Origin of the sequence: Fodinibius halophilus, from assembly GCF_011059105.1 — a bacterium.
Lineage (GTDB): Bacteria > Bacteroidota > Rhodothermia > Balneolales > Balneolaceae > Fodinibius > Fodinibius halophilus.
In genome coordinates this window covers 305,268-323,095 of record NZ_JAALLS010000001.1, presented here as the reverse complement: position 1 = coordinate 323,095, position 17,828 = coordinate 305,268, and the positions used below count along the sequence as shown (strand labels likewise).

Below are 17,828 nucleotides of genomic sequence, written 5' to 3'. Positions count from 1 at the left end.
AAGGGTGGTGGACTCATAATCTCAAACAAAAAAACCCGAAGGCCTACCATAGGCTTTCGGGTTTCTTTTTTTATATACTAAACTCTTTTAGAACTCCTCAATCGTACGCGGAGAGAAGGCGTCGGTGTTGAGCTGGAAGGTCTCCTCTTGGTTCTTAGGGCCGGTGTCAACACTGCCGGATGGAGCCTCGGAGCGTACGGTAATGGTTGGCGAAAGGCTTTCATCAATCGGTTGCAGCACCTCCATGATTAGGTCGGTGCTTTCATCACCACTGATCGGGTTATCAGCAAAACGGAAGGAGATCTTGCTGTTGCCCTCATCATCCTTTAGGCTATTTGGAATATTCTTTACATAGAGATCCACATCACCGTTGAAGCCGTTCTGGCCGTCGATATTGACCTTCTGGGTAGCGGTTGATCCGGGTACGCCATCGATGGTTAGGCTTGGGTAGGTAAGATCTAGGTCGTACTTGGCTTGATGTGCCCTAACTCCTTCCGGAGCAGAGCACCGGAAGGAGTGGATTGCTGTCCAAGTACTGTTTCCGTCGCTCTGCTGCGGAAACAGTTCTTGTATTGATCGTGCTTACCCTTCGATTCGATCTTCATCCCCAAAAGCCTCTTTCCAGAAGAAATAACCTCCCAAGACAATTCCTTTGCCAATAAAAGCAGAAAAGACGATCATCAATCCAACTTCCTGAAACAACAAAATAAGCACTCCATAGAAAATAAACAGCGAGAGCTTCACCTTGTGTTTTTTTATCGATTTTTTATCGAAGCTTGGGATTTTGTCAAATGGAATGGTGCTGACCATCAAAAAGGAAAGCAACACAATTAATGGTACCACTACGGTATTTAAGCCGTACTCCAATCCCTCAAATATTTCAATTTGATTATAAAAGGTAAGGTAAAAGGCAGCAATCATAATCGCCTGTCCGGGTATGGGTAATCCCTTGAAGAAATCATCACGCCCCTTCTTTTCATCAAGAGAATCGTGCACATCTACATTGTAACGTGCCAGGCGAACAGCCCCACAGAGTGGTGGCAGAGCACTCAAAATAATACCCACAAACGGCATCTCAGCCAAGCCAAAAGCGTAGAGTAAGAAGCCGGGAGCTACCCCAAAAGAGACCACATCGCTGATGGAATCGAGTTCGATACCAAATTGGGAGGTAGCATTTGAAAGACGGGCCATAAAGCCATCCAGCGCATCAAAGAGGCCGGCAAACACAATGAGCCAAGCCCCAAAGAAAAGTCTGCCTTCAGCAATACTAATTATTGCTAAAAATCCACAAAAAAGGTTCATTAGGGTAAAAAAACTGGGGATAACAGTGCGCGGTATCTGTTTCTTGGGGCGTTGTCCCCCATTTTTTTTACGCTTTCTACGACGGCGAAAACGCTTCCACTTCTGTATAGGATATTTCATCTTATGCGTTAATGGTAGCTAAAATTGTTTGACCGGCTACGGCTTTTTCTCCTTCCGATACATTTACTTCAACCTCAGCCGGAACAAGTATATCCATTCTGGAGCCAAACTTCATCATTCCAAAACGTTCTCCGGCTTCCAGATCATCCCCTTCCTGGATATGATAGACGATTCGTCGTGCTAGAAAGCCGGTAATTTGCCTGAAAAATACTTTTGTGCCGGAAGCATGTTTTACCCCAAAATCTGCTCGCTCGTTCAGTTCCGAAGCCCGATGGTCATAAGCTACTAAGAAAATTCCCGGTTCATATTCCAGGTATTCAAGTTTACCTTTAACCGGCACCCTGTTAACATGAACATCAAGCGGAGAAAGAAAAATACTAATCTGTCTGGCAGCTCCTTCAATATATCTGTCTTCCTGAACCTCCTTAATTTGCACGACATTCCCATCCGCCGGTGAAATCACCAGGTTGTCCCCTTTGGTAATCTCCCTGTCCGGATCCCGGAAGAAAAATAGAATAAAAGCCACGAGCAGTGCCATGGCAGTATAGAGAATGTAGGCTGTCCAATGGGGCTCCATGTAGCGAGCAATACCGCTCACGATAACTGCAAATATAATAGTTACGAATATAGTCGTGTATCCGTCGCGTGCAAACATAAATATGTTAGGTTAGCCGAATTGTCTGAGAATATCATTGAAAGTCACAAAAATAAAGAGTGCTATAATAAGCAAAAAGCCAATCTGTTGCAGGGCCATCCGAACTTTGGGTGACGGCTCGCGGCGCGTGATGCCTTCATAAATCAAAAACATCAAATGCCCACCGTCGAGGACAGGGATAGGTAAGATATTCATAATGGCGAGTGTTACGCTCAAGAAAGCCGTAATATTCCAAAAGCCAACAGCGCCTCCGGCATCTGTAGCTTGCTTGGTTACATTGGCAATAGCTACCGGACCACCAAGATTATCTCGTACAGAGATATCTCCGGAAAACATTTTACTGAAACCACCAAAAATTCCTGAAACTGTCTCATTCGTTTTAGTGATACCTACATTTAAAGCTTGTAATGGACCATAACTAAATCGTTCTACATGAAATGCTTCTTTAGTAGGAGCATAAATACCTAGTTTATTATTTTCATTAGGCATCACCGTTACTGAAGTAGTCTCACCTGAGGATCGTTTCACCATTAGGTTTAGAGAATCTTCAGAAGTTGAAATTTTCTCGACAAGTTGTAGCCAGTGCGTAATTTTATCACCATTAACAGCTGTAATAAAATCCCCCTCTTTTAATCCGACCTTATCGGCCGGACTCCCATCTAACACCGATCGAATCTTGCTGGGAAGTGCATTCGGCAAGCCAATAAATCCCCGTTTACCAATGTCATTAAGTAAGCTATCAGGTACCGCAACGGTAACTGTCTCATTGCCTCTTTTAACCGTATAGTTTAACGAAGAAGCCATCATCTTATTCGGTGTAAACAGATCGGAAAAATAGGGTACTTCTTCCCCATTAACCCCAATAAGCTTATCTCCCGTTTGGAATCCAACTTGGGCTGCCAAAGAATTTTGGGCCACGTAAATACTATCTACGCTGTCTAGTTCTACCTTTTCTTCACCGGTACTAAATGCTAACCCACCAAAAATTAATACAGCCAAAATCATATTGAAGATCACCCCGGCAGTGATCACAATAATACGCTGCCAAACAGGCTTACTCCGGTACTCCCAGGGCTTAGGCTCTTCATCCAGGTAATCATCGTCCATAGTCTCATCAATCATACCGGATATTTTCACATAACCGCCAAGTGGTGTTGCTCCAATACAGTAGTCGGTTTCTCCTTTTTTAAAACCAAATATGCGAGGAGGAAAGCCCAAGGAGAAGCGTTCTACACGCATCCCAAAAAGTTTCGCAGCTAAAAAGTGCCCTAACTCATGAAAGAAAACCAGGATAAGTAGAGCAGCAGCAAATATTCCGAGTGTTGATAGTAAACTTAAAATCCATTCCATGTAGCGAGGTAGTACTAATTAAAAAGTTAATGCCAGATCCCTGGCCTGTTGATCAATATTTTTCAGTGATTCTAACGTAATAGTTCCAGAATTATTTAGTGACTCCAGGCAATGATCTATCACTTTGGGTATATCAATATAGGTAATTTCTTCGTTCAAAAATCGTTGTACAGCGACTTCATTTGCCGCATTTAAAATAGCTGGAGCCAAACCGCCCTCCTTAACTGCATCAATTGCTAATTTTAAACAGGGGAAACGATCATAATCTACAGGTTCAAATGTTAAGTCAAAAGCTTTACCCCAGTCCAACTTCGGGGCTTCAAGTTCGAGTCTGTCAGGATAGGTGAAAGCATATAAAATAGGTACCTTCATCGTCGGTGGTCCTAATTGGGCCTTGCTTGAGCCATCAGTAAAGGTCACTACCGAGTGAATAACACTTTGCGGATGAACCACAGCCTCAATCTTCGAAAGCGGCATATCAAACATCCAGTGTGCTTCTATAATTTCCAACCCTTTGTTCATCATGGTTGCAGAATCAATGGTAATTTTAGATCCCATCGACCAATTGGGATGATCCAAAGCATCGCTAACCGTTATGTTCTGCATCTGTTTTTTGGTCCATGTGCGAAATGGCCCACCACTTGCCGTTATAATAAGCTTCTCGATCTTCTCAAGTGGCTCCCCTACTAAACACTGTAACATGGCACTGTGTTCAGAATCAACCGGAATAAGACGGTCTCTATTCTCAGCAATAAGTTCATTGATAAGCCCTCCACCTACCACAAGGGACTCTTTATTGGCAAGCGCCACTTTTTTTCCAGCCTTTAGTGCTTTAACAGTAGGTTCAAAACCGGCGTATCCCACTAGACTATTAAGGATAATATCGGCTTCATTGAGTTGGGATAAGTGCAGAAGATCTTCTTTTCCAACTAAGATCTCAATATCGTCATCATTCAATTGCTCTTTCAGCAAATCGATATACTGCTCATCACCAAGCAGCACATAATCAGGCTTATATTTATTAGCCTGCTCTGCTAGCTTTTTCCAACTGCTATTGCAGCTCAGTGCCAATACATTAAATTGGAAAGGGTGTTCACTAATCACTTCTAAGGCTTGTTCGCCTATTGACCCCGTGGAACCCAGTATGACAATATTTTTAGGTTTCAAACGATTTACTTATTTCTTTTCAAAAGAGCTATGAAGATAGAGAAAAACAGGTAGAAGTCAGAATATGATTACATCTTAAAAAAAGCTCCTCGATTCTCTATTCAAAATCGCTATGGAGCCAGTTCTAAAGCCGTTTCATACATCAATGCATGGGCTTGTACGGTTTCTTGCAAAGTTGGGGCGTACCCACCGGATAATAATAACACCAGCGGAACATCTTCTGCTCTTACTTTTTTTATGACAATACGATCCCGATTTCCCAACCCATTTAACGTTAGGGAAAGCCGCCCGAAATGGTCGGACTCCAGTGGATCTATGCCTCCCAGATAGTACACCAAATCCGGAGAAAACTGGTCAAATATGTCATCCAAAGCATCTCCTAAAGTAGACAAGTATACATCATCCTTCGTTTCATCCGGTAACCCAATATCTAAGGTAGAGGGCGGTTTTTTAAACGGGTAGTTCTTAGCCCCATGCAGCGAAAACGTAAACACCTCTTCATTATCTTTAAATATTTCGGCGGTCCCATTGCCCTGGTGTACGTCACAATCAATGACCAATATTTTCTTTGCCCACATCGATTGGCGCAACACTTTAATAGCTACGGCCACATCATTAAAAACACAAAAGCCTTCGCCATAATCAGGCATCGCATGATGAGTGCCCCCGGCCAGGTTACCGGCAATTCCATCTTGCAGTGCCATCAAAGAAGCATTAATGGTTCCTTGCACCGCCAGTCGTGATCGATGAGCCAGTCTCTTTGACCATGGTAATCCCAATTTTCGCAACTCTTTTTTCTCCAACCCGCCATTCATAATACCGCTGGAGTAGCGATGAGAATGTACCGTTGTAAGATTCGCCATATCAACCAGTGAAGGTTCAATAATATCACTACTGTCTATTAGGTTTTGCTCTAATACATAGCGATACAAACCGGTAAACTTTTTCATGGGGAAAATATGCTCATCAGGAATGGGAGCATAGTATCCCGGGGAATAGGAAACTCGCAATAGCTTAAAAACTGTTTGGGATTCTTATTATTCAGCTATTTGGATAAGAGCCATCATCCGTCCACTCTTCTGCCCTTCTCTTCGGTAAGAGTAAAAACGATCTTCATTCTCAACAGTACACTCTTCTGGCACTTCAATATGATTTCCGGGAATTCCACTTTCTTCCAGCTGATACCGCAAAAATGCCGGCAAATTAACATGGGGTTTCTCAAAGCGCTCATAATCTACAAACTTATCCGGAAACCGTTCGGCCACTTCTATGCCAACTTCAAAATTTTCAAGGCAGATACAGGGACTTACAAAAGCTTTAATATTTTGGGGATCCGCTCCCTGATCAACCATATCTTCAATACCTCTGGGTACGATATCTCCGGCAGCTCCACGCCAACCGGCATGCAGTGCTCCAACAGTTTGTGAATCAGCATCCCACAACAATACAGCAGCACAATCAGCCACCTGAATAGCAAGAGTTAGTCCCGGTACAGAAGTAATTAAACCATCAGTATTCGGATAGGTTCCTCCTTGAATGACTATCCGTACTCTATTGCCATGCACCTGATCGGCAAATGCCACCCAATCAGTATTTACTTCTAAAGCAGATAACAGATTTAGCCTGTTCTGTACAATAACATCCTTTTGTTCTTGGGTATTGAAACCAAGATTTAATCCGGGAATATTATTTTGTGTACCATATTCTTCGTTTTTGAGCGTAAACCAAGCTCGTATTCCCTCCTCGTTTTTCAGATTCCGGGGACGAATAACAGAAAAGTCAGTTTGTAATTTGTTCATGTAACTTGTCTCTTACCTTATTCACAGGGAATGAATGGCCCGTCCACAATTCAAAAGAACGACTTCCCTGTTGGATTAACATCTCTAGCCCATTGATCGTTTTTGCGCCAACTGAATTAGCCTGTTTTAAGAATGTTGTTTGTAATGGATTATACACAATATCGTAACAAATGCAATCCGACAAAACCGTTTTTTCTGTTTCCCGAACCGGAGATTGGTCCACATTGGGATGCATCCCCAAAGGCGTGGCATTAACAATAAGTGCGGCCTCCTCTGCTAATGAAGTCCACTGGTGATATGAGACAACTTCTACCTGTTCATGCTCCGGAAACGAAGTATTACGAGCAGGATTTCTGGAAACCAGGAAAATCTCTTCAATCCCAATATCAACTAATCCTGCCACTATAGCCCGTGAGGCACCTCCGGTGCCAAAAACGATAGCTCTCCCACCTTCAAGCTCCCAACCATAATCTTTCAGAGGAGCGACAAAACCAGCATAATCGGTATTATATCCTACCAACTGATATCCCTCCCTCACTATAGTATTAACCGCTCCAATATGCTTGGCAGAACGATCAATGTAATCCAGGTAATCTATAATAACCTGTTTGTAAGGAACCGTAATATTAGCGCCCTTAAAAAAATCATTATTGAGATAGGAAGCCAAGCTGTTAAGCTCACTATTTAAAAGATCAACTGTATAATACTGTGCCCCAATATCGTAGTGATCAAATGCTAAATTATGCATTAGCGGCGACCAACTGTGCTCTATAGGGTGACCAAAGAGTAGGTAATGAGGATTTTTTGCTTTTTGGCTCTTTCTAAAGGTAGATAAACTCATTCTTGAAAAGTATAAACAAAAAAAATGCGCACCATTAAGTGCGCATTCTTAAAATCAATGAGAGACTTTATTATGCAGCAGCTTCCTCTTCAGCTTCTGCTTCCTCATCTGCCTTTTCAATTGCAGCAAGGGTATCATCCGCATTTTGTTTGAAAGTGCCATCTTCGGCTTCTTCCTTAAAACGCTGCAGATCCTTCTTCATCTGTGCAGAAAGACCCTGGATAAAATTAGCTAATTCTTCCTCTGGCTCACCGTAGAATGTACGGTAATCAAGGCTGAAATCAACCCGGGTACGTTCTCCGTTATCGAGCGGAGTAAATCGAATTGTACCAGTCTGATTCAAATTGCCATTGATAGTAATCCACGCAAAACGTGTATTACGCAAATCATCAATGACGTTTGTTGTCCACTCAAATGCTTTCCCACCAAGGGTAGTTGAGTACTCAAATGTCTGGGAGTTTATCTTATTAACTCGCTCAATTCGCTCAAAGAAGTGAGGGAAATAGGTTGGATCACTTAAGTATTCATAGACTTTGGCTAGGGGCAGATCAACATCAATTCTTTCGTGCGCCATAATTTATATACTTCAGAGTTGGTTAAAATTAGTAGTTGAAACGATGAAAAAGGAGATTTTTCAGTTTCCAATTAGGTTTTACCCACAATGCAATAAAATTAATCATTATTTCGCTAAGCAGCAATTAATTTTGCTCTCGATTTGAGCTTCAATTTCTGCCTTAGTATAAATTAAAGGCCGATTTATAGGCGATTTAAACAAAATAAGACTATTTTAATCCTCCATTCAGAGCATAACCATCAAACGATTAGAGAACTTTTTCTGTTACAGGGGGATGTTTGGAATCAATAATCCTTAAAAAGAATTGTCTACGATCGCCCAGATCTGCTCATGCACCCTCTCGGCAGGTAACGTAGCATCCAGGGTAAATATACGTTCTTCTTGCTCTGCCAGTTTATCAAACCCCCGGATGACGTGGGTATAAAAAAAGTCTCCTGCCTGTTCCATACGATCTCGTTTTTGTGACATCCTCTTTTTAGCCGCTTCAAGAGATAATTTCATATAAATAGTAAGGTCGGGTTCACACTTATGGCTGGCAATGCTGTTCATCTTATGAATCTCCGGCAAAGGTACCGATTGCCGACCATACCCTTGATAGGCAACGGTAGAATCATAAAATCGGTCCAATATTACTACTGCCCCCTCTTCTAAACTTGGTAATACCTTTTCTGCCATTAATTGAGAACGGGCGGCCGAAAAAAGTAATAATTCGGTAACCGGATCTATCTCATAGTTTGGACTTAGCAAAAGCTCTCGCACCTTCTCTGAAACAACCGGTCCACCCGGATCTCGAAAAACCTTTACCTGAATCCCCTTCTGCTCCAGATGTTGTCGTAGTTTTTGAATTTGTGTTGACTTACCACTTCCATCAATCCCTTCAAACGTTATAAACACTTTATTCTATTATTTTAAGCTCAGTTAACGGTCTGAATATAACAATCATCTGCGTCTCAATGAATTACTATATTAATTCTACTCATCAAACTTAATAAAAAAAGCCCCCGTCTGTTGATTCAACGAGGGCAATTCATCTTTAAAATATCGTTCATTTAATAAATAACATTTAGAACTTGAAGTCATCCATCATTTCAGGCGGCTCCTTATCCAGAGCCAAAGCCAAGGCCACGTATACAAAAAAGGATGCTCCGCCCGCTGCAAAGAGTGTTATAATAAATAATAGACGAATAACGGTAGAACTGATACCAAAGTATTTTGCTAATCCCCCACAAACACCCGAGAGTTTTTTATCTGTCCGGGATTTGTATAGCTTTTTTGACTCACTAAAGGCATAGGAATCGAAATCAAAAGTATTGGCAGAAGAGCTTGATTTACTTTTAGTCTTTTGGCCGGAGCCCAAATCATTATTCAACGTAAAGTCCTCTTCTTCGGTACTGCTCCCAAAATCGTAATCAAAATCATACTTTTTGGAAGTACGTTTTTTCTTTTTCTTGGCCTGCTTTTCTTTTTTGCGATCGCCAACCAGAAAGCCAAATCCTACCAGTGTTACCAAGGCCCCTCCAATTAAAGGTAATGCTTCCATAAGTCCACCAAGATCTGGTCCTATACCGATAAGCATGTTTAGAATGAACATGACCCCTACAAAAAACATGGCAATACCTGCAATTGTAGCAAAGTTCCAGATATTGGTATTCGCTTTTTTCTCTTCCTCTAAAAACTCTTGCATGGTATTTTGAAGTTCATGGTCTTCAAAATCCATCAATGAATCGAGGTTATGATGTGTAGACTGTTTTGTTCTTTGTGCCATAATATTACTCCCGTGCCCATAAGTTTTTGCGAACAATATGTATTACGTCAAAAGTAATACTTTGTTACAATAATATAGCAAATTAATCTCGACTAATAATCCGCTCTTCAGTAATTATGTGGTCTAAGGGTATATCAAACTCCTCAACTGGTATTTCGGGAACAATATTTTGCTCAAAGCAAAGTCCTACCTTGGGACAGCTCACTGCATTCAGGAAACGATCATAAAACCCTTCGCCATACCCAATACGATTGGCAGACTCATCACCTCCGACCATCGGTACAACCACCAGTTCAATTGCATCAACAGATACTTTTTTGCCTTCTTCAGGTTCCAGTACGCCCCATTTATTTTTCTTTAGCTGACTAAAAGAATGTAAGCGAATGTGCGACAACGTATGGTCTTTGAAGTTCGTAACAGGAACAACCACATCCTTATCACCTTTAAGCATTTTTTTTATCAGCCTTTGGGTGTCAACCTCTCCCCGGCTGTTCATTGAAACATAGCAGTGAATAACATCAGCTTCCAAGAAAACAGAATGACTTCGCAACTTCTCAACAATTTCTGTTGATCCACCCAAAAAATCTTCATCACTTATTGATTCTCTGGCCTCTAAAAGCGTGCTGCGCAATTTTTCCTTTTTAGATTGGGTATCATCCATTACAGGTAAATCAGTTTGTGATGGTCGAATTGTTCCTTTTCGTCGAGGTTCTCGAGAAGTTTATCCCAAATATCAATTCCGTATTTGTTCATAAAATATATACCTGCTATAACGCGCTCTTGCAGCCCATCCCCCGGAAATGTATTCGCCTTGATTCTTCGAATACGTTTTAACTGTATCTTGTCCTGTTTTTTGACAGACCTGTAAACCTTCCCTTTCAGTTTGTTAAGCTCATTTAAATAGGTAGCAGTTGCTTTTTCAGAGGCCCCTTCAAGCGTTGGGTCGATATCAGCAATCTTTTTGGTTCTATCTTCTGCCAGTGCCTCAACATCATTGTGCCAATCGTTAAAAATGGCCTCAATATCATGCTGTTCAGTGCGATCTACGTAATCAGACTCCAGGTCTTCAATACGATTTCCATATTCATGAAAATCAAAAGGGAGTTCATTAATGATGCGGTCAATAGCCGGCTCAACAATTGTTGCACTAAGTCGAGGAAATATTACAGGCATCTCCATATCAAAACAGCCATACATCTCTTTCATCTGTCCATAATAGGCTGTTTCTCCGGGGCCTGCTACATATCCCAAAGTAGGAAGTAACGCATCTTGTAAAATGGGACGCAGAAAAACATTCGGAGAGAAGTTCTCAGGATTTTCTTCAATCTCCTCAATCAGCTGGTCAGTTTCCCATTCCTGTCCTGAATCTGTTTTCCAACCCTCTCCGTTACGTGCAATCTTTGTTCGACCCGATTGTCCATTCAAATAAAACAGGTTGGAATCATATAGTGTAACCTGGCTGTGGAATTGTTCGCTGATTTGCCCTGACCGACTTTCAAGTTTATTCCGGATATCATCCGCCTTTAAAATAGATTTTTTAAGAAAGCTACCGGTAGCCTCCTTTACCTTAATATCTTTACTGCCGGCTAATACCAAGCCATGTTTAGAAAATAATGAACTTATCCACTGGCCAAAGGCCTCGAAAAAGGTATTACCAGCTTTAAACGAGCTATCTAATAGCTCCCAGAGCTCATCTGAAAAATCGGTATCATACAGAGAATCTTTTAAATCTGCTTTCAATTGCTCAATATCGTCTGGGATCTCAATATCTGCAACCGCAGGCAATGGCTCACTTTGGGAAGGTAACCCATAGCTCTGCACATTATTCCCTTCCAGAACCGAAAGTGATCGCACCTCTTCATAATCATGATCTTCATCAGCCAGCCAAAAGATCGGAATAACCGGTCGATCTAAGGCCTCCTCCATCTGCTTAGCAAGATGAATAGTAGTAATTGTCTTGAGAACGGTATAGAGGGGACCGCCATATATACCCAACTGCTGGCCCGTAACAACGGCTAGTGATTGTTCATCGGCCAAACGCTTTATATTCTCCTGAGCAGCCTCAGCGATATTAAAACACTTATTAAAACCAGAAAGTATTTTTGAGGTTCTCTCGCGATCACCCGAGTAGTTAAACTGATCTGCCCTTTGGGCTATAGCTTCCTCATCAAACGGATTGGTTCCGTAGAAATCACTTAACTCATGATAGTCGGTAATATAAGTTTTAAAAAGATCTGAAAACGGTAGTGCTTCGAAGGAGTAATTTGTGAGTTGCAATACTGCTAGCCTTTTAGCTTTTGAATTTCATCCCGAAGTCGAGCCGCTTTTTCATAATTTTCGGTATCTATTGCGGTCTGAAGCTCATTTTCAAGGCGTTCCAGCTTACTCATCTCGCGCGGTTGGTCTTTCCCTTCGGCCGTGGCTGTTAACTCCTCGCCTTCCTCCCCCTCAGACACAATACCGGCCTCGTCAAGGATTTCGGGAGCAACATAGATAGATGCATCGAAGCGAACAGCGAGCGCAATAGCATCACTGGGACGAGCATCTTGTTCCATCTCCTGCCCATTTTCCTCATAAATTATCTTAGCAAAAAAGGTCCCTTCACTGAGATCATTTATAAATACCTGCTCCACATCTGATCCAAAATTTTGAATCATATTTTTTAGAAGGTCGTGCGTCATCGGGCGCGGAGGTCGAATATGTTCTAGCTCAAGAGCAATCGCTTGTGCCTCAAACGTACCTATAATAATAGGAAGGCGACGATTGCCTTCTACTTCATTTAAAATCAATGCATAGGCTCCACCACTACTTGGGCTTGTTGAAAGCCCTAATATATCCATCTTAATTTTATCCAATGGTCAGAATATTACTTTTGAATAATAATTTTATTTAGAAACAAATTTACTGATTTTTATGGTACCCGTAAACTTTGATAGTACCTTATAATAAACGGATTTTTTGACCTAAATGTTTACTAAAAAGTAAACCAAAATCACCCGTATCATGGCACCTAAAAAAAAATCTCCTAAAATTCATTCCATTGAGTGGGGAAAAGTCACCCTAAGCAACCGCAGAACACATAAAGATGCCAAGCTATTTCCGAGTGGTTCCCGAGAGTGGGATTGGAACGAAACCGGCACCCATCATGTGCCCGGTATCCAGCCTGCTGATGTCGAGGAACTGCTAGAGCGTGGTTCAGAAATCGTTATATTATCGCAGGGCTTTCATGAACGCCTGCAAGTTTGCCAAGAAACTAAAAAGTATCTCAACGAACGCAATATTGACTTCCATATTCTGGAAACCGAACAGGCCAAACAAAAATATAATGACCTCAGAACGAACCTTCCTGTTGGAGCACTTATTCATTCCACATGCTAAAACGCACCTTACCTTGTTCAGGCAGCAGAACACGGTACTAAACCTGCGTGTTTAAACTCATTTTAAATAAGAAAGGTGGGGTAAATTTATATGTTTTGAGTATCAGAAATCCTATATTCCCCACCTTGATTTCATTGACATTACGAGCGATTGCCCCTAATTTCCGACTGATCCAAATAAACTGAAATTGACTGATGTTTTCTAACTATTTACCAATCGTAATTCTTGCCGGAGTCGCTATTGTTTTAGCGGTTCTACTAATGACATTATCAAAAATTCTTGGTCCTTTCCGACCCAACAAAAATAAGTTGGATCCGTATGAAAGCGGCATGGATCCCGTGGGCGAAGCAGCCGACCGTTACTCGATCAGCTTTTACCTGGTGGCAATCGCCTTTATCGTTTTTGATCTCGAAGTTGTATTTATTTATCCCTGGGCAGTTAACTTTTTAGATTACGGACTGGGAACGCTCGTATCGATGATTATATTTATCTTAGAGCTCTATGTTGGTCTTATTTATCTGATCAAAAAAGGAACGCTCGACTGGGATATGAAAAAAGGAATGTTTAACTGATTAATTTAAGCCTATACTTATATGGGTATTGAAAGCTCTCTTGGTGACGGTTACTTCACCACAAAAATTGATACATTAACGAATTGGGCACGATCTAATGCCGCATGGCCTATGCCGATGGGATTGGCCTGCTGTGCTATTGAGATGATGGCTTTTGCCGGCCCTAAATATGATGCGGCTCGATTTGGCTCGGAGGTAATGCGTTTCTCTCCTCGCCAAAGTGATGTTATGATCGTTGCCGGATGGGTCAACTATAAAATGTCTCATGCTATCCGCAGAATATGGGACCAGATGCCCGACCCTAAATGGTGTATCGCTATGGGAGCCTGTGCTTCTACCGGCGGGATGCACCGTTGCTATGGTGTTGTGCAAGGTTGCGACAACTTCTTACCTGTTGATGCCTATATTTCTGGCTGCCCTCCCCGACCTGATGCCCTCTTGCATGCCCTTATGAAGATTCAGGATAAAATTCGTACCGAACACTCTGTAATGCTCGATACCTAATATGGATTTAGAACTATCAGAAAAACTTCAAAACGTAGTCGATGGACTTTCCGAGCAGTTCTCGGACTCCTTCATCGAAGTATACCAATCAAGCGGCGATACCTTTATTCAGGTAAAGTCCGATGCTATTGTTGAGATCTGTACGTATCTGAAAGAAGAACAACACTTTATCTATTTAACAGATCTTTTCGGCATCGATCGTTTCACATCAAACGACCGCTTTGAAATTGCTTACAACCTTATTTCGTTGCGCGACCGGGAACGCTTTTTCTTAAAAACACGCTTGCCGGAAGAAAATCCAGAAATCGCCTCGGTTGCTGATATCTGGAGAGCTGCAAGCTGGCTTGAACGCGAAGTCTATGACATGTTCGGTGTTACTTTTACTGAACACCCCGACTTCCGCCGTATCTTTATGCCCGAAGACTTCGATTACTTTCCAATGCGCAAAGAATTTCCTCTTCTGGGTATTCCCGGCTCTATTGAATTACCAAGTACAACGCCTGACACTGAGTAGCCTTTTTTATGGACACCAAACACATTAAGGATCAAGTAGATCCCAAATTTTTTAAAGAGCATCAGGAAAAGCTTTACCAAGCTCTTGAGGATAAGCATACCACCATCGAAAAGATGGATGACGAAGATCCTCTGGGTACCAAAATGATACTTAACATGGGTCCGCAGCACCCTGCAACGCACGGGGTACTGCGTTTAATCCTTCAACTTAACGGTGAGCTTATTGAAAAAGCCAAGCTCGATATCGGCTATCTTCACCGCGGAGTTGAAAAAATTGCCGAAAATAAAACGTATCAGGAATTCATGCCTTATACCGATCGCATGGATTACCTATCCCCTTACAGCAACAATGTAGCATTGTGTACGGCTGTTGAAAAAATTGCCAATGTTGAAGTACCGGAACGTGCTCATTATATCCGAATGATTGGATGTGAACTGGCACGTATCTCCTCGCATCTACTCTGGTTAGGTACCATGGTAATGGATGCGGGAGCCGTATCATTCTTTATATGGACCTTCCGAGAACGTGAAAAACTATACGACATTTTTGATAATATCGGAGGACACCGATTCACGATTTCGCATGCCCGCATAGGTGGTGTGGCCAATGATCTTACGGATGATGCAATGGCCATGATTAAAGATTTTGTCAATGAGTTCCCTCAAGAACTAAAGGACTTTCACGGGCTGCTGGATCGAAACCGTATCTTCTTTGATCGTAATCGCGAAGTTGGCGTTTTGTCTCCGGAACGAGCCCTTGAGATTGGTGCTACCGGACCTACGCTCAGAGCCTCAGGCTATGCATATGACCTTCGCGATTTTGAACCCTATGCTCGCTATGACGAAGTAGACTTTGAAGTACCCACCCGTCTGGAAGGCGATAACCTGGCACGTTACTACGTGCGGATGGAAGAGATGCACGAAAGTATTCGCATCATTCGTCAATGCCTTGATAAATTACCTAAAGGGCCCGTACGAACGGATAATGCCAAGCAGGCCTATCCTTCTAAAGATGAGGTATATTATTCTATGGAGGGAATGATTCATGATTTTATGATGACCGATACCGGTATTTGTCCTCCGGAAGGCGAAGAAGCCTACCATGCTGTTGAAGGCCCCAAAGGTGAGCTCGGATACTATATTCAAAGTGACGGAACCGGTCACCCTTGGAGACTAAAGATCAACTCCCCATCCTTTAAGAACTTACAAGCACTTGAAGATCTGCTGGATGGCGAGATGGTTGCCGACACCGTTGTAATTATTGGTGGTGTTGATCCGGTAATGGGTGAGGCAGATAAGTAGAAATTACGATTGCAAGCTGGACACCGGCTCAAGCCAATGTCCAATTTCAAAACTTAAGATAAGATAGATTAATGGCTGAACTGTCATTCACAGAAGAAGAACTTAAAGAAATAGAACAACTTAAGGCCAAGTTTCCTACGGCCAAGGCAGCTACACTGCAAGTATTGTGGGTAGCGCAACGCAAATATGGGCACGTGGAACCTGAGGTGCAAAATCTGGTTGCTGAAACACTTGATGTTCCCAAGTCGCACGTCCACGGCGTCGCCAGCTTTTACACACAGTACTATAAAGAGGAGAAAGGAAAATTTGTTCTCGATGTATGTACCTGTCTTAGCTGCCAGCTTTGTGGTGGGTACGATATATTGCACCATCTGGAAGAGAAACTTGGTATAGAGGCCGGTGAAACTACCGATGACGGCATGTTCAGCATTCAATCAGTAGAATGCCTGGGTGCCTGCGGATATGCTCCAATGCTACAAGTGACGAATGGAGTATATGTTAATAACCTCACCAAAGAAAAGGTTGACACTCTTATTGACAATCTGAAAAACGGTAAGATGCCCGAATTTGAATCGATGGCAATGCCGGAATTAGAAAAACGAAATCAAGCTGCTTCTGAATAATGGCTCAAGACTGGAAATCATTCGAACCGCTTCTTATTCCTGACATTCCCAATCTGCAACAGATTGAGGTATATGAGGGAAATGGCGGATACGACGCTCTGAAAAAGATTTTAAATGACCAAAATGAATGGTCGCGAGATAATGTCGTCAATGAAGTAAAACAGGCAAATATTCGTGGTCGCGGCGGTGCCGGTTTCAATGCCGGTTTAAAATGGAGCTTTATGCCCGATCCCGATGGCGGTCCGCGCTATCTGGCCTGTAACGGCGATGAGTCTGAGCCGGGTACATTCAAGGATCGAAAAATATTTGAATTCAACCCGCACCTCTTTATTGAAGGGGCATTAATTGCGGCTTATGCCATGACGATCGACACGATCTACGTCTATATTCGTGGCGAATACATCTCTTGGGTAGAAAAATTCCAAAAAGCCGTGGATGATGCCTATGAAAAAGGATATCTCGGTGAAAACATTATGGGTACGGATATATCCATCGACTTAGAGGTAACCTACGGTGCCGGCGCCTATATCTGCGGCGAAGAAACCTCGATGCTCGAATCTCTTGAAGGAAAGCGAGGCTATCCGCGTGTTAAGCCCCCCTTCCCTGCTCAAAAAGGACTTTGGGGACGCCCCACTACTATTAATAATATCGAAACGCTTGCCAATGTCCCGCTTGTAATCAATAACGGGGCTCAATGGTACAGTGATCTCGGCGCAGAAGAACATCCCGGACCGGTACTATACGGTATCTCGGGACATGTAAACCAGCCCGGGGTGTATGAATATCCCACAGGCGTTCCGGTCTTGGAACTTATTAATGATGTGGCCGGCGGTATTCGCGGCGGAAAAGATTTGAAAGCACTTATTCCCGGAGGATCTTCAACCCCGGTACTTCGTGCCGACCAACTTGAAGGAGTTACCATGAATTCTGACTCTCTTAAAGATGCCGGTTCCATGATGGGAACGGCAGGTATGGTTGTGATGGATGAAGATACCGATATGGTTGATGTATTATGGCGAATTGCCCATTTCTATCACCATGAATCTTGCGGACAGTGTACCCCATGCCGTGAAGGTACCGGTTGGCTTGAAAAAGTATTACTTAAGATCAAGAACGGGGAAGGGGAAATGAAGGATCTTGACCTGCTTCTTGATGTCGGTAATCAGATGGAAGGGCGTACAATTTGTGCCCTCGCTGATGCTGCTGTATGGCCAGTACGCCATACGATTAACCGATTTAGAGACGAATTTGAAGCACGGTGTAAGAAATCTACTCACGCTGTAGCGTGATCCTGTTCTTACATTTTGGTTATTGAAATTTTGATATTACAGTCGCTTGTAAAAGCGTCCAAAAAATAAATAGA

At 42.5% G+C, this 17,828-nt stretch carries 21 protein-coding genes; 7 read left to right on the top strand and 14 right to left on the bottom strand.

Going from position 1 to position 17,828, the window contains the following annotated elements; all coding sequences use genetic code 11:
• Positions 1–87 precede the first annotated feature (87 nt).
• From G3569_RS01255 to G3569_RS01190, 14 genes are all read right to left on the bottom strand, one after another.
• On the bottom strand, positions 88–363 hold the full coding sequence (locus G3569_RS01255; protein WP_165265263.1) for a hypothetical protein: 276 nt from the start codon (positions 361–363) through the stop codon (positions 88–90).
• A 219-nt stretch (positions 364–582) separates the two neighbouring features.
• Entirely contained in the window at positions 583–1,422 is an 840-nt protein-coding gene (gene pssA / locus G3569_RS01250; RefSeq protein ID WP_165265261.1) for a CDP-diacylglycerol--serine O-phosphatidyltransferase, read from the bottom strand.
• Position 1,423: 1 nt separating this feature from the next.
• The gene (locus tag G3569_RS01245) at positions 1,424–2,077 is read right to left on the bottom strand and encodes a phosphatidylserine decarboxylase family protein (protein WP_165265259.1); all 654 of its coding nucleotides are present in this window, start codon (positions 2,075–2,077) and stop codon (positions 1,424–1,426) included.
• A 12-nt stretch (positions 2,078–2,089) separates the two neighbouring features.
• Positions 2,090–3,427, bottom strand: coding sequence for an RIP metalloprotease RseP (gene rseP / locus G3569_RS01240; protein WP_165265257.1), 1,338 nt, complete (start codon positions 3,425–3,427; stop codon positions 2,090–2,092).
• Between the two features lie 18 nt (positions 3,428–3,445).
• Positions 3,446–4,594: a 1-deoxy-D-xylulose-5-phosphate reductoisomerase gene (locus G3569_RS01235; RefSeq protein ID WP_165265255.1), complete on the bottom strand. Its 1,149-nt coding sequence runs from the start codon at positions 4,592–4,594 to the stop codon at positions 3,446–3,448.
• Positions 4,595–4,704: 110 nt separating this feature from the next.
• Positions 4,705–5,604 carry a histone deacetylase family protein gene (locus tag G3569_RS01230; RefSeq protein ID WP_165265253.1) on the bottom strand — a complete coding sequence of 300 codons (900 nt, stop codon included), beginning with the start codon at positions 5,602–5,604 and terminating at the stop codon, positions 4,705–4,707.
• Between the two features lie 27 nt (positions 5,605–5,631).
• Complete coding sequence (pgeF, locus tag G3569_RS01225) at positions 5,632–6,393, bottom strand: peptidoglycan editing factor PgeF (protein ID WP_165265251.1); 762 nt, start codon at positions 6,391–6,393, stop codon at positions 5,632–5,634.
• Positions 6,374–7,234 carry a shikimate dehydrogenase gene (gene aroE / locus G3569_RS01220; RefSeq protein ID WP_165265249.1) on the bottom strand — a complete coding sequence of 287 codons (861 nt, stop codon included), beginning with the start codon at positions 7,232–7,234 and terminating at the stop codon, positions 6,374–6,376. Before aroE ends, pgeF begins: the two co-directional genes overlap by 20 nt.
• A 70-nt stretch (positions 7,235–7,304) precedes the next feature.
• Entirely contained in the window at positions 7,305–7,808 is a 504-nt protein-coding gene (locus tag G3569_RS01215; protein WP_165265247.1) for an SRPBCC family protein, read from the bottom strand.
• Positions 7,809–8,102: 294 nt separating this feature from the next.
• Positions 8,103–8,702: a dTMP kinase gene (gene tmk, locus G3569_RS01210; protein ID WP_165265245.1), complete on the bottom strand. Its 600-nt coding sequence runs from the start codon at positions 8,700–8,702 to the stop codon at positions 8,103–8,105.
• 169 nt (positions 8,703–8,871) lie between these two features.
• Entirely contained in the window at positions 8,872–9,573 is a 702-nt protein-coding gene (locus G3569_RS18675) for a PspC domain-containing protein (protein WP_165265243.1), read from the bottom strand.
• Positions 9,574–9,655: 82 nt separating this feature from the next.
• Positions 9,656–10,234: a 5-formyltetrahydrofolate cyclo-ligase gene (locus G3569_RS01200; RefSeq protein WP_165265241.1), complete on the bottom strand. Its 579-nt coding sequence runs from the start codon at positions 10,232–10,234 to the stop codon at positions 9,656–9,658.
• Positions 10,234–11,850, bottom strand: a complete 1,617-nt coding sequence (gene bshC / locus G3569_RS01195; protein ID WP_165265239.1) for a bacillithiol biosynthesis cysteine-adding enzyme BshC — start codon at positions 11,848–11,850, stop codon at positions 10,234–10,236. The genes G3569_RS01200 and bshC overlap by 1 nt, the downstream gene beginning before the upstream one ends.
• Before the next feature lie 5 nt (positions 11,851–11,855).
• Positions 11,856–12,428: a bifunctional nuclease family protein gene (locus G3569_RS01190; RefSeq protein ID WP_165265237.1), complete on the bottom strand. Its 573-nt coding sequence runs from the start codon at positions 12,426–12,428 to the stop codon at positions 11,856–11,858.
• Between the two features lie 148 nt (positions 12,429–12,576).
• Here G3569_RS01190 and G3569_RS01185 point away from each other — a divergent pair, with 148 nt between their 5' ends.
• The 7 genes from G3569_RS01185 (at position 12,577) to nuoF (ending at position 17,754) form a co-directional block, all read left to right on the top strand.
• Positions 12,577–12,951: an Mth938-like domain-containing protein gene (locus G3569_RS01185; protein ID WP_165265235.1), complete on the top strand. Its 375-nt coding sequence runs from the start codon at positions 12,577–12,579 to the stop codon at positions 12,949–12,951.
• 194 nt (positions 12,952–13,145) lie between these two features.
• Positions 13,146–13,523 (top strand): NADH-quinone oxidoreductase subunit A, encoded by a 378-nt coding sequence (locus tag G3569_RS01180; protein WP_165265233.1) that lies wholly within the window; start codon positions 13,146–13,148, stop codon positions 13,521–13,523.
• 21 nt (positions 13,524–13,544) lie between these two features.
• Complete coding sequence (locus tag G3569_RS01175; protein WP_138429480.1) at positions 13,545–14,027, top strand: NADH-quinone oxidoreductase subunit B; 483 nt, start codon at positions 13,545–13,547, stop codon at positions 14,025–14,027.
• A 1-nt stretch (position 14,028) separates the two neighbouring features.
• Positions 14,029–14,541 carry an NADH-quinone oxidoreductase subunit C gene (locus tag G3569_RS01170; protein WP_165265231.1) on the top strand — a complete coding sequence of 171 codons (513 nt, stop codon included), beginning with the start codon at positions 14,029–14,031 and terminating at the stop codon, positions 14,539–14,541.
• An 8-nt stretch (positions 14,542–14,549) separates the two neighbouring features.
• On the top strand, positions 14,550–15,842 hold the full coding sequence (gene nuoD / locus G3569_RS01165) for an NADH dehydrogenase (quinone) subunit D (protein WP_165265229.1): 1,293 nt from the start codon (positions 14,550–14,552) through the stop codon (positions 15,840–15,842).
• Positions 15,843–15,913: 71 nt separating this feature from the next.
• Positions 15,914–16,465, top strand: coding sequence for an NADH-quinone oxidoreductase subunit NuoE family protein (locus tag G3569_RS01160; RefSeq protein ID WP_165265227.1), 552 nt, complete (start codon positions 15,914–15,916; stop codon positions 16,463–16,465).
• Positions 16,465–17,754, top strand: coding sequence for an NADH-quinone oxidoreductase subunit NuoF (gene nuoF / locus G3569_RS01155; protein WP_165265225.1), 1,290 nt, complete (start codon positions 16,465–16,467; stop codon positions 17,752–17,754). The genes G3569_RS01160 and nuoF overlap by 1 nt, the downstream gene beginning before the upstream one ends.
• Positions 17,755–17,828 lie beyond the last annotated feature (74 nt).